The organism is Fibrisoma limi BUZ 3, from assembly GCF_000296815.2.
Classification (GTDB): domain Bacteria; phylum Bacteroidota; class Bacteroidia; order Cytophagales; family Spirosomataceae; genus Fibrisoma; species Fibrisoma limi.
Window position 1 is genome coordinate 870,052 of sequence record NZ_CAIT01000009.1, and the last position, 14,865, is coordinate 884,916.

Sequence of the window (14,865 nt, forward strand, 5' to 3'; positions counted from 1 at the left end):
TTTTCTTGTCCAATTTTTGCGGGAATGATACCGTTAGATTATCTAAAAATAAAATGTCGTTTACATAGTTGACTAATTAATAAAAGCTCATATATATTTGACAAACATCGATCCTACGCCATGATCCGCTTTTGTTTGCTCCTATCCGCCTGCCTGACCCTCCTTGCTTCAAGTTCGTTCGCCCAGCAGGTCGCTTTTGAAAAAGGAAGCTGGAATGATATGCTGGCCCGGGCCAAAGCCGAAAACAAGCTCATATTCGTCGATGTCTATGCAACCTGGTGCGGCCCATGCAAAATGCTGGATCGATTTGTTTTTACCGACAAAAAGGTAGCCAAAACCTTTAATACGTTCTTTCTGAACTATAAAGTTGACGCCGAGCGGGGCGAAGGCCGGACCATCGCTCAAAACTATAGGGTGCAGGCCTATCCTACGGCGTTGTTCGTGGATGGGAATGGCCAATTGATTGATTCGTGGGTCGGTTCCAAATCGGCGTATGAATTTGAGCAGGAAGGCCAGCGGGTATTCCGAAAAACCCCGGCAGGCATGACCTTATCGCTATGCGACGCACAATTCCGGGAAGGAAATCGGCAAAGCTCTTTTATGTCCATGTACCTTCGGCTGCGTCGATCTGTTGGTCTGGAAACCGCTTCGCTGCTGAACGACTACGTCAAAAACCTGCCGATTGATTCGCTATCGACACCGGCCATTACGTCGTTGCTCCTGGCACACACGACAACCTGCCGGGGAGCGGCTTTCGAAACCCTTTTCAGCCGGAGGCAGGAAACTCGGTTTCGCAGGGCCGTTGACGTTATTCTCAGCAACGATGTAAATGCCGCCGGTCAGCAACGCGACAAAAAACTGCTGGAATCAGTCTGCCAACTGGTGGACCAACTGGAAACCCCTGAAAACGCAGCGTTCTCGAACGCGACGCATTACCTGACGTATTATGCAACGGCCGAAGACTGGAAAGCCTACGCCGACCAAGCCGATGCATTTACCGCCCGCCATCTGCTGCCAACCCTGACGACGGACTTTAAACAGCAAAACCTCGCTTCTTTTGAAAAGAATTACTATTTGCTGTGTAACATTGGGTTTTACTACGCGCAAAACATAAAGGACGATACCCGACTCAGAAACGTTCTGAGCTGGCTTGGTACTAGCAATGAGATTCTTTCGACTTCGCTGAACACCAGCCTCCAGGCGTGGCTGCGCTACCGGCTGGGCGAACGCGAAGAAGCTATACAGCTTCAGCAGAAAGCAATCGACATAGCCAGGGCTGCGGGCGATGATACAAGCAGTTACGAAGCCACACTGCAGAAAATGCAGAAACGCCGAGCCATTTAACGGCACCACGTCCGTGCAAGACCCCGACTATCGGGGTCTTTTTTTAGGCAGCGTCGGATTGGCCAGGCAGTTCTGCACTACGCCTGCCGGCTGGCCAGCCGTTCCCGGATCTCATCCACTTTCTGCGTTCTGAACTCCGCGAACAACGGAGCATGATACCGGTCCAGTTTATTCAGGATCAGAAACGCAACCCGCATCTCCTCATCCGTCAGCACGCCGTTCATCAACAAATCGGTCACGCTGAGCATATCCGGCATGCAGTCGTGAATCCACTGCACGCCTTTGTCAGTAATTTTTACCTGCTTCGACCGGGCATCGACCGGGTCCGGAAACTCCTCGACGAGCCCGTGTTTCAACAGGCGATTGATGACATTGGTGCCGGTCGTAAATTCAGAAATATTGGCATTGATCAATTCGCCTTTGCGCATTCCTCCTTCAAAATGCAGCGTAGCCAGATACGCAAAATCCTCGCCGTTATCGACCGGCAGGTGCTGCATCACTTTGCGCGTGTAAAAACTGGTGTACTTATTGACACGAGCCACCACAACAACTAATGCATCCGAAGGCCGCATGCCAGTGGGTATTTCGTCACTGGTTTCATTCACTGCCTGTCGGAATGTATCGACTTTACGCTCTCGCAAATAATACCGGCAAAAGTCTTCAATACTGTCTCCCGCGTTTGTCTGCTCAAACAGTTCCCACGCCTTAACTAACTCAATAACCGGGTTTTTCCTATACGCCATTTTCGTACTAACCTTAATTCAACTACCAAACTAAAACAAATTTAAAACAATTACTACCAATTAGTTGTATTTATTACCAATATGAAATATTATTGCATCATAAATTTCAAAATGGTAGTATATGATCGCTCAGCTTATCAACGCAAACAAACTGTACCGTACTGGCGACCAAACGATTACGGCCCTGTCTACGACTTCGTTACAGTTAAACGAAGGCGAGTTACTTCTGATCATTGGCCCTTCCGGATCAGGAAAAACTACCCTGCTCTCCTTACTCGGTTGCCTGATTAATCCAACCGAGGGTAAGTTACTTATCGCGCATCAGGACGTGAATCAGTTGTCGGCCCGGGAGATGGCCACGCTACGGCTGAACACCATTGGCTTTGTTTTTCAGCAGTTCAATCTGCTGGCCCCGCTAACGGCCGAGCAGAACGTGGCCTTTCCGCTGAAAATGCAACGGCTTCCGGCAGCCGAAATCAACCGGCGTACACTGGAAGCGCTCGAAAAAGTCAGGATGACCCACCGGCGGAAAAACCTGCCCAGGACCCTGTCTGGTGGTGAACAGCAACGTATTGCCATTGCGCGGGCGTTGGTAACTGACCCCAAACTTGTTCTCTGCGACGAACCAACGGCATCGCTGGACAAGGACTCGCTCGACGTAGTCATGGAGGAACTGAAAAACCTGACGCTGACCGGTAAATCAGTCGCCGTAGTGACCCACGACCCCCGGCTTCAACGCTACGCCGACCGGGCCGTACAGGTTAAAAACGGGGTGGTGTCGCAGCTCGGCAACCAACCGGCCGACCTCATGGACTAGTATTTTTTATGCAAACACATCATACAACTAACGTCATGCAGTGCAATTTTCAAACCGTAGGCGCATTGCTGGTAGCATCGGCCGTGCTTCTCAATGTAACTTCCTGCAGCGAATCGAACGGTAAGGAAGAATCGGCAGCCAAGCCTGATTCCGTACAAACGCCGGTGGCTGTCAATCGGGTAATGGGCGTGGCCCGCATCGAACCTGAGGACGGCATTCTGAACATTACGGCCGGTACCAGCGGCAAAGTTCTGAACGTATTGATCGACGAGAATCAGGCTGTACAAAGCGGCCAATCGCTCATTAACGTAGAGGTCGCCGTCGAAACAGCTCAACTAACCCAGGCCCAGAGCAAAATAGCGACCCAGCAGGCCAGTATCCAGGCCAGACAAGCCCGGCTGAATGGCCTGAACGTAGATTGGCAGAAGGCTCGGGATACCTACGAACGTAACCTGAAGCTCGTTGAGGCCAAAGCCCAGACGAAACAGGCGCTCGACGAGAGCAAAGCCGCGCTGGACCGGCTGGCTACCGACGTAGCCTCGGCCAAAGCCGACGTACTGGAAGCCACAAACCGGCTACATGAACTGCGGGCCGACATCAACTACTACCGCACCGTAGTGAGTCAGAAAAAGGTTACAACAGTGCAGGCAGGCAAAATTCTGAAGGTCAACGTCAATCCCGGCGACTACGTAACCGACGACACCCAGATTGCTGAATTTGCTGCGGCCGGGCCGTTGGTGGCGAAAACCGAAGTAGACGAGCTCTACGCTGATCGGGTCAGAACAGGGCAACGGGCGGCCATCATCTCGCAGACAACCGGCGATACGCTGGCGGGGGGAACGGTCAGCTTCACGGCCGACTACCTCCGCCGGAAATCGCTCTTTACCGATCAGAATACCGAGCAGGAAGACCGGCGCGTACGCGAAGTACACATCCGGCTGGAACCAGGCCGTACTCCGCTCATCGGTAGTCGCGTCGACTGCCTGATTCTGCTGCAATAAGCTCATTCGTACGAACCTAAATTGTACATTCAGATGTTTCAGGACGCATTTCGATTTATCTGGTACGACAAGGCCAAGATGTTCGGCATTCTGTTCGGCATCATTCTGTCGGTCTTTCTCATCGGTCAGCAGGTAGGTATCTGTTTCAGCCTGCTCGATGGACTCATTTCGCTGGCTCGCTACAATGCCCAATACATCTGGGTTGTCAGCGACAAAACCCAGCAGGTCGGCGAACTGCCGCTGATCGACATGCGGATTGGCCGGGAGCTCGTATCCATTCCGGGTGTCCGGCGGGTCAATCCGATGGTTGTTACGGGCGGCAGCGCTAAATTTATGGACGGTACCAAAGCCGCACTGACGCTGATCGGCACACAGGCACCTACGTTTGCCGGTGGCCCGTGGAATCTGGTCAAAGGCAATCCGTTCAAGCTGTTACAGGAAGGAGCCGTCACGATTGATGAACTGGACGCGGCTACGCTGAACAACTCCCGGCTCGGCGACCGCTTCGAATTAAACGGACAGCGGGTTGTGGTAGTGGGCCAGACGCGCGGGGCCCGGGGCCTGGGCGTGGCTTATGGCTTCACAACGATCGAACGCGCCCGACGATTGGGTAACGTATCACCCAATCAGGCATCGGCCTTTCTGGTTGAATGGCATTCAGACGTACCGGCCCGGCAGGTAGTCGATGCCATCAACGCCGAGATTCCCGGCATCCGGGCGTGGGAAGGGCAGGCATTCGTAGACAAAACGCTTCAGTACGTGGCCACGACGAGCGGCATTGTGGCGTCGTTCGGACTGCTGGTTGTCTTTGCCGTCATCACCGGCTTTGCCATCGTTGGCCTGACGATGTTTTCCGCCGTCAATGACCGGCTGCGCGACTACGGCACCGTGAAAGCCATCGGCGGTAGCAACGGCGTCATTCGTCGGCTCATCCTGATGCAGGCCACCATCTTTGCCGTTGTCGGCTTTCTGATCGCGTATTTGCTCCTTTATCTGTTCGTACAGGCCACGCGGGATAATCTGAACATTCAGCTCACCCCGACGCTAACGGCTTCTCTGGTCGGGGTCACATTCTTTATCTCGATCATCAGCAGTCTGTTCGCCATGCGCAAAATTACCCGACTCGAACCGGTACAAATCTTCCGAATCTAATTCATCAGCCTTCATGAAAGCGTTTTATTTTTTCCATCTGATGATGGCCTGGCTGCTTGTGCCCTTACTGAGCCAGGCGCAGCCTTCGTCCGGCCAGCCACTGATGCTGTCGCTGAACGACGCCATCCGCATTGGCCTGAAAAACAGCCTCGACATCCAGTCGCAGCAACTGACTGTTCAGATCGCCGACAACACCACCCGGAAAGATCGCAGCCAGTGGTTGCCTCAGCTTGACGGAACGGCTAACTTACGCTACAACACCCAGCTTCAGTCGACGGTACTGCCCGAGGGTTTCTTCGGCAGCACCACGCCCCAACTGGTGCAGTTTGGTACCAAGTTTTACAACCAGCTTGCGCTAGATGCCACTCAGCGAATCATCAATCCCACCCTCCGGCGCGACATTCGGATCGACCAGAAAACGGTTGAATCGGAGCGGGAAGGTCTTCGCCAGACCGAAGCCGACACCCGACTTCAAATTTCGGAAGCGTATTATGCCGCCCTCCTGCGTAAACAGGAAGTAGCGCTGGCCGAAAAATCGCTGGCCCGTTCCCGCAATTCCCTCGAAGCAACGGAAGCCAAACTACGGCTCGGTACCATTCAGGAAGATGACCTGAACCGCGTGAAGCTGGACGTACAGAACGCCGACATCAAACGACGCCGGGCCGAAAAGAACCTCCTGCTGAGTTATCAGAAACTCGCACAGGTGCTGAACCTGAGCGAACAGCAGCCGCTGAACGTAACCGACAGCCTGACCACCGCAACGGACGAAGCCAATGAGCAGGCTGATTTTGTGCAGTTGGTCAGCAACCGGCCGGAGGTACGTAAAGCGTTGCTGGATACCGAGCTGGCCCGACTCCGCTACAACCGGGCCGCGCAGGGCCAGTCGCCCACGTTGTCAGCTTACGCCAACTACTCGACGCTGTACCAGCGGAACAACCTCGATCTGTTCGGACGGCGGGCGTGGACACCGTTCAACTACGTGGGCCTGCAACTGAACGTACCCCTATTTGACCGGTACGCGACCCGGTTCAGTAAGCAGGAATTCGCGCTACGACAGCAGGTAAGCACCCACAATCTGGAGAAGCAGAAACGAACCGCCTACTACGACCTGCAATCGGCCCAGACCGATCTGCAAAACGCCCGGCTGAACCTGCAATACGCCCGTGAGAACTACCAGTTGGCTAATCAGGTCTACCAGGTCAATCAGGCAAAATATCGGCTGGGTACCCTTCTGTACAACGACCTGCTGAACATTGAGAAATCGCTGGAGGAAGCCGAAACCAACCTGCTAACCAGTACGTACGACCTGTTGTTGGCCAAAGTCAGGTGGCAGAAAGCGAGCAATCAGTTTTAAAGGAAAAAACGGGGCTGCAATAAGGGATATGCTGTAGCGTTGCGAAATTAGCGGTCACATTACCGTTGATTCACCTTGATTTTATGGCCCGTCCTTCGTTTTTCTTACTATGTCTGCTGCTCCTTTCACTGACGGCCCCGGCTCAGTCGCGTCGACGCCAGTTGACGGAGCAGCAGAACAACGCCCCCGTCCCGGTCGTTCCGGCTCCGCAGGCTCGTTTGCTGGAAAGCATCACCCTCGGTAGTTCGTTGCTCAACCGGGCGGTTCGCTATTCCATTTACTTACCGCCAGATTACTACGTATCGAATCGCCGGTATCCGGTTGTGTATCTGCTGCACGGTTATTCTGACAACGAAACCAGCTGGATCCAGTTTGGAGAAACCGACCGGATTGTTGATGAGAAAATTAAGTCCGGCGAACTGCCGCCGATGATCATCGTCATGCCTGACGCGGGCGTTACGTGGTACATGAACGATTACCAGAGCATGTATCGCTACGAGGACATGTTCGTTCAGGAGTTGATTCCACGTATTGATTCGGCCTACCGCACCCGCACCCAGCGCGAATATCGGGCCGTATCCGGCTTATCGATGGGTGGCCACGGTTCGTTGCTGCTGGCAATGCACCATCCCGATCTGTTCGGCTCCTGCGCAGCCCTGAGCGCGGCCGTATTCACCGAGGAAACGATTGCTACCATGCCCGATGACCGCTACAACGACCGGTTCGCGTCATTGCTGAGCGGGCCCGTTAAAGGTGAAGAACGCTTAACCGCTCACTGGAAACGTAACAGTCCGCTGGTCCTTGCCCGATCAGCACCGGAGGGCGATTTGAAGCGTGTCCGCTGGTATATCGACTGTGGCGACGACGACGGGCTCTCAGCGGCTAATGCCCAGTTGCACATCGAACTGCTGAAACGCAGGATTGAGCATGAATACCGCGTTCGCGACGGTGGGCACACCTGGGCGTACTGGCGAACGGGCCTGCCGGAAGCCCTGACGTTCATTGCCAAAAGTTTCCACCGGTAAACATCGCCAAACCCCGCTACAGAAGTCATGTAAGCGGGGTTTGTTCTTATGGACGTATCGCAAAATAAAATACTACTCCTACAGACTTATCTTACAATATATTTTAATTTTTTTATTCATTTCAAAAAACTGTATGTCTGCTCATCTCGTATGTCTGTGGTAAATTGGGTAATTATCACAGACAATGCATATAGTACGTACTACAGCAAAAGGTATTGGCTGGAGCTTACTGCTTAGCTTTCTGGCGCTGGTCATATGGGCCAACTGGGAAGAGAAACCGCTTCATGCTAAAGTAAAGCCCATCAGCATGGCGATCTTCAATGCGGGGGATTTAGAGACAACCGCAGCCGCCACGGAACTTGATCAGCGTCTGGAACAACTGCCGGGCGTTACGGCCTGCACGGCCAATCCGGAAAGCAGACTGGTGGCCGTTACCTACGACCCCGATCAGTTGACGGAAGCTGATTTGAAACGCCACATTCAGCAGCGCTTCAAACACGTAGCGAAACCTTCCTTTGAATCAGTGGAGCCATCGGGTCCGCAGTGCCCCATCCCGGCCGAATACATTCAGAAACTTGAGCAATTCAAATATGCTTTAAACTTCCGATAAACCGCATCTTCCGGAAGTCTGCCAACGACAACATACTCTATATGTTCGTTTAGTTTCCACGTTTCATTTCTCTACAATCATGCAAAAAAAGGTTCTTGCCATCGCGATGATCGCGATGAGTAGCTTCGCTTTTGTCTCTTGCAACAAGGACGACGATCAACCAGCGGCTCCTCAAACCCTTTATGAGCGCCTGGGCGGCAAAAATGCGATCTCTGCCGTAGTTGACCAATTCATCGCAAACGTAGCCGCTGATCCCAAGATGAAGCGTACGTTCCAGCCTTTGCTGGACGACGTAGCGAAGGGTAATACGGCCCGCGTTACGTCCCTGCGCAACAACCTCATCGACCAGATTGGCCAGGCAAGTGGTGGTCCTGAAAAATACATGGGTAAGGACATGGTCACAGCGCACAAAGGCATGAAAATCACCGACGACGAGTTTAATTCACTCGTAGCGGACCTGGTAGCCTCGCTGAACAAATTCAGCGTACCCTCAAAGGAGCAGGGCGAACTGCTGTCGGTGCTGGGTGGACTGAAAGGTCAGATTGTTAACCAGTAATCACCTCTTTTGGTCATGGGTCATCAGGGCTACGCGGTCCTGATGACCGTATTAACTCCTATTTCTTACCGGTTTCCGTTTGTACTCACCCGTATGCGTTTTCATCTCAAAGCCATCAGTCTATCCCACCGAACGGCTCCGCTGGACGTCCGCGAGCGTTTTGCACTCAACGAAGCTGAAACGAAGCTGTTCCTGCAAACCATTCGGGAGTTGTGTGGTATTGATGAATGGCTGGTTGTATCGACCTGCAACCGAACCGAGGTCTATTACGTAGCGGAAAACGATTACAGCGAACAGGTAGCGAAACTGCTTTGCTTTCAGAAAGGCGTATCGTATTTAACGTACTCAGCCTGCTTTCGGTACCTGACTAATCCCGATGAGGCCATTCTGCACCTGTTCAACGTATCGGTTGGACTGGAATCGAAGGTCGTAGGCGATTTGCAGATTACGCACCAGATCAGGCAGGCGTATCAATGGGCCGTCGATGTTGACACCGTTGGGCCTTTTCTGCACCGGCTCCTGCACACGATCTTCTTCGCCAGCAAGCGGGTGGCTCAGGAAACCAGCTTCCGCGAAGGAGCGGCTTCTGTGTCATACGCCACCGTTGATCTGATCGAAACGCTGACCCAAGCCTTGATTCAGCCTCGTATTCTGCTGATTGGTCTGGGCGACATTGGACAGGACGTTTTCAAAAACCTCCTCGATGCCAATCTGGGTTCGATTACGATTACTAACCGAACCCGCGCAAAAGCAGACGCCCTGGCCGAAAAACACAATGTCCGGGTGGCTCCCTTCGACGCACTTATCGATGAGATTCAACGGGCCGACGTCGTTGTATCGTCCGTGCAGAAAAGCGAGCCATTGATCACCAAGACCTCGGTGCAGTCTTTCAACCTGACCTCTTACAAATACTTCATTGACCTTTCGGTGCCGCGCAGCATTGACCCCGCGATTGAAGACGTACCGGGTCTTGAGTTGTACAACATCGATACGCTACGTTCCAGCGCCGACGCTGCCTTGCAAAAACGGTTGGCTGCCATTCCCCAGGTTGAGCAAATCGTCCGGGAAGCGATCGATGGCTTCAATGAATGGACCGGCGAAATGAGCCTCTCCCCTACCATCCAGCGCTTCAAAGACGCCCTTGAACAGATCCGCAAAGAGGAACTGGCACGGCATCTCAAGCATCTGTCGGCCGATGAAGCCAGCCGAGTTGACAAAATCACGTCGGGGATTATTCAGAAAATCATCAAGCAGCCGGTGCTGCAACTTAAGGCGGCCTGCAAACGTGGGGAAGCCAACGCCCTCGCCGATGTACTTCAGGAGTTGTTCGCCCTGGATAGGCCACTTCATGCCTCCTCTACGCTTAGCTAGGCGTCATTGCTTTCTGAACGGCACGACCGCTTCGGTGTCATCCCACGCCAGCAGCATATCCTCCCCGCCCGCCTGGGGTTGGAACTCAATGGTAAACTGCTCGAGCGGTGGGTTACGTTTGCGGTTAGTAACCAGTACCCGAAGTACATCTTTTGACGAATCGTACTGCGTGCCCCACTGGCCGGTCTGGCCGTTGAAGATCATGATCCACCCGCCTTTGAACGGAATTGACCAGAGCGAATACGTCCCGGCCTTGAGCGGCTTACCACCTATTGTCACATCCTGACCGAGTTTTATGAGCGTGGCTTCGTTTGCCCCCGTCCGCCATACTTCTTCGTATGGAACCAGCCCACCAAATATGTCGCGGCCTTTTTTATACGGCCGACAGTAATCGACCCGGATTGCAAAGCCGTTTTGATTGACCTCGGCTACAGCTTCGGGGCTGCTTTGTTTCGTAAATAAGCGAAATCCTACAAAAGCAATTATTAACACGGCAGCGGTGATGCCCAGAATCCGTAGTGTACGTCGCATCGATCAGTTTCGGTTAGTAGAGATGGCACCTGCAAGTTACTTGTCTCGCCCCTGAAACAAGTAATGGTGCTAAAAGAAAGAGGGTGTAACAACCACGGCTGTTATACCCTCTTATTCCGTTACCTAGTACGTTTTATATCTACACCTTCTCGGCCTTCAGCTTATCGCGTAGCTGAAACAGCTCATCGCGTAGGCGGGCCGCTTCGAGGAAGTCGAGTTCTTTGGCGGCTTTCTCCATTTTCGTCTGCGTTTCCTTGATAAGCTGCTCCAGATCACCCTTGCCCATGTACTGCACCACAGGATCGGCAGCAATCCGGATTTCTTCAGGCTCAATATAGAACTGCTTCGTCTGCACCTTGGAGTCAGCTACTTTGGTCTGACCCATAATCGCTTCGCGGGATTTCAGTACGGTTGTGGGCGTAATGCCGTGTTCTTCGTTGTATTCCATCTGAATCGCCCGGCGACGGTTGGTTTCGTCTATGGCTTTCTGCATGGAGCCTGTAATCGTATCGGCATACATCAGGACCTTACCGTTGGCGTTCCGGGCGGCCCGGCCAATCGTCTGAATCAGCGAACGAATGTCGCGCAGGAAGCCTTCTTTGTCGGCGTCCATGATCGCCACCAGCGATACTTCGGGCAAGTCAAGACCTTCGCGGAGCAGGTTAACCCCCACCAATACGTCGAAATTTCCCAGACGTAGATCGCGCAGGATTTCAACTCGATCCAGCGTCTTCACTTCGGAGTGAATGTAGCGCGTTTTAATGCCCACGCGGTCGAGGTATTTACTCAGTTCCTCGGCCATCCGCTTCGTAAGCGTCGTTACCAGTACGCGTTCGTTCCGCTTGATGCGCGCGTCGATCTCTTCCAGCAGGTCGTCGATCTGGTTGAGGCTTGGCCGTACTTCAATTTCCGGGTCGAGCAGGCCCGTCGGGCGGATCAACTGCTCAACCACCACGCCCTCGCTCTTGCGGAGTTCGTAATCGGCAGGCGTTGCCGACACGAAAACCGTTTGCCCGGCCAGGTCTTCAAACTCTTGGAATGTCAGCGGGCGGTTATCCATCGCCGACGGAAGCCGGAAACCGTAGTCAACCAGCGCCGTCTTCCGCGACCGGTCGCCACCCCACATGGCCCGAATCTGCGGAATGGTTACGTGGCTTTCGTCAACCACCAGCAGGTAATCGTCCGGGAAGTAATCCAGCAGGCAGAACGGCCGTTGGCCGGGTAATCGCCGGTCGAAGTAGCGCGAGTAGTTCTCGATGCCGGAGCAATAGCCCAGCTCGCGCATCATTTCGAGATCAAACTCGGTACGTTCCTTAATCCGTTGCGCTTCCTGTTCGCGGAATTCGTGCTCGAAATACCGAATCTGTGCGACCAGATCGTCCTGTATCTCGTGGATGGCGCCGTTCAGCGTCTCCCGGCCCGTCACGAACAGGTTGGCCGGGAAGATAGTCACCAGTCGCTCGTCCGAGATTTTCTTCCCCGTCGATGGGTCAATCCGCTGGATCGTTTCGATCTCGTCGCCGAAGAAGATGACGCGGTAGGCAAAATCAGCGTAGGCCACGAATACATCGACCGTATCGCCTTTTACGCGGAAGTTACCCCGCTGAAATTCACCTTCGGTCCGGCTGTATAGAATCTCGACCAGCTTATGCAGAAACTGATTCCGGCTCATCCGTTCGCCTACCCCAATCCGAACAACGTTGTTTTTGAACTCTTCGGGGTTACCCATACCGTAGATACACGACACTGAGGCCACCACCAGCACATCGCGTCGGCCGCTCATCAATGCCGACGTTGCCGACAGCCGCAGCTTGTCGATTTCCTCGTTGATGGCCAGGTCTTTCTCGATGTACGTATTGGTGGTCGCGATGTAGGCTTCCGGCTGGTAATAATCGTAGTAGCTGATAAAATATTCGACGGCATTTTCGGGAAAGAATTGCTTGAATTCGCCGTAAAGCTGAGCCGCCAGGGTTTTGTTGTGACTCAGAACGAGCGTCGGGCGGTTCAGTTCCGCCACTACGTTGGCGACTGTGAATGTTTTGCCGGACCCCGTCACGCCCAGCAAAACCTGGGCGGGTTCGCCCTCTTTAATACCGTTAACCAACTGCGTAATCGCCTTGGGCTGGTCGCCCGTTGGTTGAAACTCGGAGGTTAGTTTAAAGTTCATTAGCGGGTGTTGTCGAATCAGGCTAAGATACGAAAAAACGGCCATATGGACAAGGTGGATTTAGAAAAACCGGGTTTGACATAAAGACGATTGCAACCGATTAAGCGTAATTGAGAGTATATTTGTTCACTGTTTAAATTCGATGTATTGATGAATCAATCCCTCCTCAGCCGTATTACGATCAATCCTAATATTGGTCATGGCAAACCGACTATTCGGAATAAAAGGTATCTGGTTGAGTCGATGCTGGAGTATCTGGCAGGGGGAGATACCATCGATGATTTACTGCAAACATTTCCTGATCTGGAGCGTGAAGACCTCCAGGCCTGTCTTCTCTTTGCCGTTGAAACTATACACCTGAAAAGTGCCAACCTGGCTGCCGCAGCATGAAGTTTATCATTGATGCGCAGTTGCCGCCTACGCTTAAACACTTTTTTCAGCATCGTGGGTACGACACCATTCATACGTTGGACTTGCCTCTCCAAAACGATACGCCAGACCAGGAAGTATGTCGCATTGCGACAAGTGAGAATCGTATAGTAGTTACCAAGGATGTCGACTTCTACTATTCTTTCTAAACTGGTATTGGTCAAAACAGGTAATATGAACACCAGAGCATTAGTTGACCTGTTTGCGAAATCCTTCGATCGATTAATATCCTTTTGACCAATCACGATTTCATAATTATTAGCCAGGACGGTATTAGTCAGGATACGTAGTGTTTTACTTACACCAGCGCCTGCACGAGCAACAACACTAGAAACGTAGTCAGGCTCATGAGCAGAGACATAACACTGTAGGTTCGTAACGTAACGGTTGTATCGAGTTGACCAAAGCGCGACACGACCCAGAAATACGCATCGTTCGCGTGTGAGAGCGTCATTGACCCGGCTCCCATCGCAGCCAGTACCAGCAGGCGGTCCCAGTCGGTCTGTACACCCAGGTGTCCCAGCAGCGGCTGCACCAGCGAGGCCACCGATATGACCGCTACCGTCGATGAACCCTGCGCCGTTTTGAACAACACCGTCAGCAGGAACGGTAGCCACAAATTGGCCCCGATACGTCCGGCCCCCGACTGTTGGGCAAAACCGGTCAGGTACGTTTCCAGACCAATGTGTTTAATGACCTCCCCGAAAGCACCACCAGCACCGATGATAATCAGGATAGGACCGGCCTTTACAATGGCGTCTTCCAAAGCCGTGTTCAGCAGGGCTTTATCTAGCTTCTGAAACAGGCTCAGCGCAATTGCAATCCCAACCGACAACGCAACGAGCGGATCACCCGCAAAATTAACAGTCGCAGTTAGCCAGGCTGGGTAGGTCGTCGGATTTAACAATACGATAGGCTTTACGGCAATCAGGGCAATCGGAATCAGGATGGCGAGAAACGACAGCAGCACCGAAGGCATGGCGACATCGGCATCCGGCGCTACGTGGGCTGTTGTTATGGGTAACGTCACGGCCTCAGTCCGGCTGTCGGCCAGTTTCGCCCAAGCGTACGCAACAACCGTCGGCGGAATGGCCAGAACGCTGCCGAGCAGAATCATCCGGCCAATATCGGCGTTCAGGATGCCGACGGCAGCCGTAATGCCCGGATGCGGAGGCACCAGGCAGTGCAGTCCGTAGAGCGATCCGGCCAGGCATAACACCAGCCGGACATGACTGTGCCCCAGTCGCTGAATAAGGGCAATGACCAGGCCGCTCAGCACAATGAAACCTGAATCGCAGAAGATGGGGAGACCGATCACGAACCCCATGAGCGTAACGGCCAGCGGAGTGCGGTGTTGGCCGACGCGGTTGAGCAGAAACGTAGCGATGCTTAGGGTCGCGTTCGTACGGTCGAGGAGGCTGCCCAGAATGGTACCAAACACGATCAGGAGCCCAATCTTGCCCATCGTCTCCCCAAAACCGGTCCGAATGTAGCCCATGACTTGTTCAGGCTTCATACCGGCCAGCAACCCAACGCCAGCCGATAGAACAATCAGTACCAGAAACGTATGCAGTTTGACACGAGAACTCAGCAGGATAATGGCCGCGATGCTGCCCAGCAGCAACCAGATGGGATTCATGAATAGCAAGTGGGGTTAGGTCATAGCAATATACAGCATTGACCCGTAGCGGCAAGAACCACCGGGCCGACACTGTTGTTATCTGCTTGCTGGTGAGCCCATCATCAACTCGTCAGTCCCTTTGCC

Annotated in this window: 15 protein-coding genes; 11 read left to right on the forward strand and 4 right to left on the reverse strand. The window is 53.2% G+C overall.

All coding sequences use genetic code 11. From position 1 onward, the window contains the following. Positions 1–120 precede the first annotated feature (120 nt). Positions 121–1,344 carry a thioredoxin family protein gene (locus BN8_RS32020; RefSeq protein ID WP_009284379.1) on the forward strand — a complete coding sequence of 408 codons (1,224 nt, stop codon included), beginning with the start codon at positions 121–123 and terminating at the stop codon, positions 1,342–1,344. Positions 1,345–1,421: 77 nt separating this feature from the next. Here the strand turns inward: BN8_RS32020 and BN8_RS23155 are convergent, their stop codons facing one another. Further along, a complete protein-coding gene (locus BN8_RS23155; RefSeq protein WP_009284380.1) occupies positions 1,422–2,087 on the reverse strand; it encodes a MarR family winged helix-turn-helix transcriptional regulator in 666 nt (221 codons plus the stop codon). 121 nt (positions 2,088–2,208) lie between these two features. Between BN8_RS23155 and BN8_RS23160 the strand changes: the two genes are divergently transcribed. From BN8_RS23160 to hemA, 8 genes are all read left to right on the forward strand, one after another. Beyond that, the gene (locus BN8_RS23160; protein WP_009284381.1) at positions 2,209–2,904 is read left to right on the forward strand and encodes an ABC transporter ATP-binding protein; all 696 of its coding nucleotides are present in this window, start codon (positions 2,209–2,211) and stop codon (positions 2,902–2,904) included. Positions 2,905–2,939: 35 nt separating this feature from the next. Next, entirely contained in the window at positions 2,940–3,905 is a 966-nt protein-coding gene (locus BN8_RS23165) for an HlyD family secretion protein (RefSeq protein ID WP_040006459.1), read from the forward strand. Positions 3,906–3,938: 33 nt separating this feature from the next. After that, positions 3,939–5,057 carry an ABC transporter permease gene (locus BN8_RS23170; RefSeq protein WP_009284383.1) on the forward strand — a complete coding sequence of 373 codons (1,119 nt, stop codon included), beginning with the start codon at positions 3,939–3,941 and terminating at the stop codon, positions 5,055–5,057. A 13-nt stretch (positions 5,058–5,070) separates the two neighbouring features. Further along, positions 5,071–6,411: a TolC family protein gene (locus tag BN8_RS23175; protein WP_009284384.1), complete on the forward strand. Its 1,341-nt coding sequence runs from the start codon at positions 5,071–5,073 to the stop codon at positions 6,409–6,411. 83 nt (positions 6,412–6,494) lie between these two features. Further along, the gene (locus BN8_RS23180) at positions 6,495–7,436 is read left to right on the forward strand and encodes an alpha/beta hydrolase (RefSeq protein ID WP_009284385.1); all 942 of its coding nucleotides are present in this window, start codon (positions 6,495–6,497) and stop codon (positions 7,434–7,436) included. 184 nt (positions 7,437–7,620) lie between these two features. Further along, positions 7,621–8,046, forward strand: a complete 426-nt coding sequence (locus BN8_RS23185; RefSeq protein WP_009284386.1) for a heavy-metal-associated domain-containing protein — start codon at positions 7,621–7,623, stop codon at positions 8,044–8,046. A gap of 79 nt (positions 8,047–8,125) precedes the next feature. Continuing rightward, the gene (locus BN8_RS23190) at positions 8,126–8,602 is read left to right on the forward strand and encodes a group I truncated hemoglobin (RefSeq protein ID WP_009284387.1); all 477 of its coding nucleotides are present in this window, start codon (positions 8,126–8,128) and stop codon (positions 8,600–8,602) included. A gap of 93 nt (positions 8,603–8,695) precedes the next feature. Continuing rightward, entirely contained in the window at positions 8,696–9,973 is a 1,278-nt protein-coding gene (gene hemA, locus BN8_RS23195; RefSeq protein WP_040006777.1) for a glutamyl-tRNA reductase, read from the forward strand. A 3-nt stretch (positions 9,974–9,976) separates the two neighbouring features. Here the strand turns inward: hemA and BN8_RS23200 are convergent, their stop codons facing one another. Together BN8_RS23200 and uvrB are read right to left on the reverse strand one after the other, a co-directional pair. Next, entirely contained in the window at positions 9,977–10,504 is a 528-nt protein-coding gene (locus BN8_RS23200) for a DUF2911 domain-containing protein (protein ID WP_009284389.1), read from the reverse strand. 139 nt (positions 10,505–10,643) lie between these two features. Further along, positions 10,644–12,671, reverse strand: coding sequence for an excinuclease ABC subunit UvrB (gene uvrB, locus BN8_RS23205; RefSeq protein WP_040006779.1), 2,028 nt, complete (start codon positions 12,669–12,671; stop codon positions 10,644–10,646). A gap of 150 nt (positions 12,672–12,821) precedes the next feature. Here uvrB and BN8_RS23210 point away from each other — a divergent pair, with 150 nt between their 5' ends. Both BN8_RS23210 and BN8_RS33970 read left to right on the forward strand, forming a co-directional pair. After that, entirely contained in the window at positions 12,822–13,061 is a 240-nt protein-coding gene (locus BN8_RS23210; RefSeq protein ID WP_040006460.1) for a DUF433 domain-containing protein, read from the forward strand. Continuing rightward, positions 13,058–13,249 carry a DUF5615 family PIN-like protein gene (locus BN8_RS33970; RefSeq protein ID WP_051041123.1) on the forward strand — a complete coding sequence of 64 codons (192 nt, stop codon included), beginning with the start codon at positions 13,058–13,060 and terminating at the stop codon, positions 13,247–13,249. Before BN8_RS23210 ends, BN8_RS33970 begins: the two co-directional genes overlap by 4 nt. Positions 13,250–13,398: 149 nt before the next feature. On the opposite strand, the gene BN8_RS23220 is transcribed toward BN8_RS33970, so the two are convergent. Beyond that, positions 13,399–14,739 carry a GntP family permease gene (locus BN8_RS23220; RefSeq protein ID WP_009284392.1) on the reverse strand — a complete coding sequence of 447 codons (1,341 nt, stop codon included), beginning with the start codon at positions 14,737–14,739 and terminating at the stop codon, positions 13,399–13,401. Between the last annotated feature and the right edge of the window lie 126 nt (positions 14,740–14,865).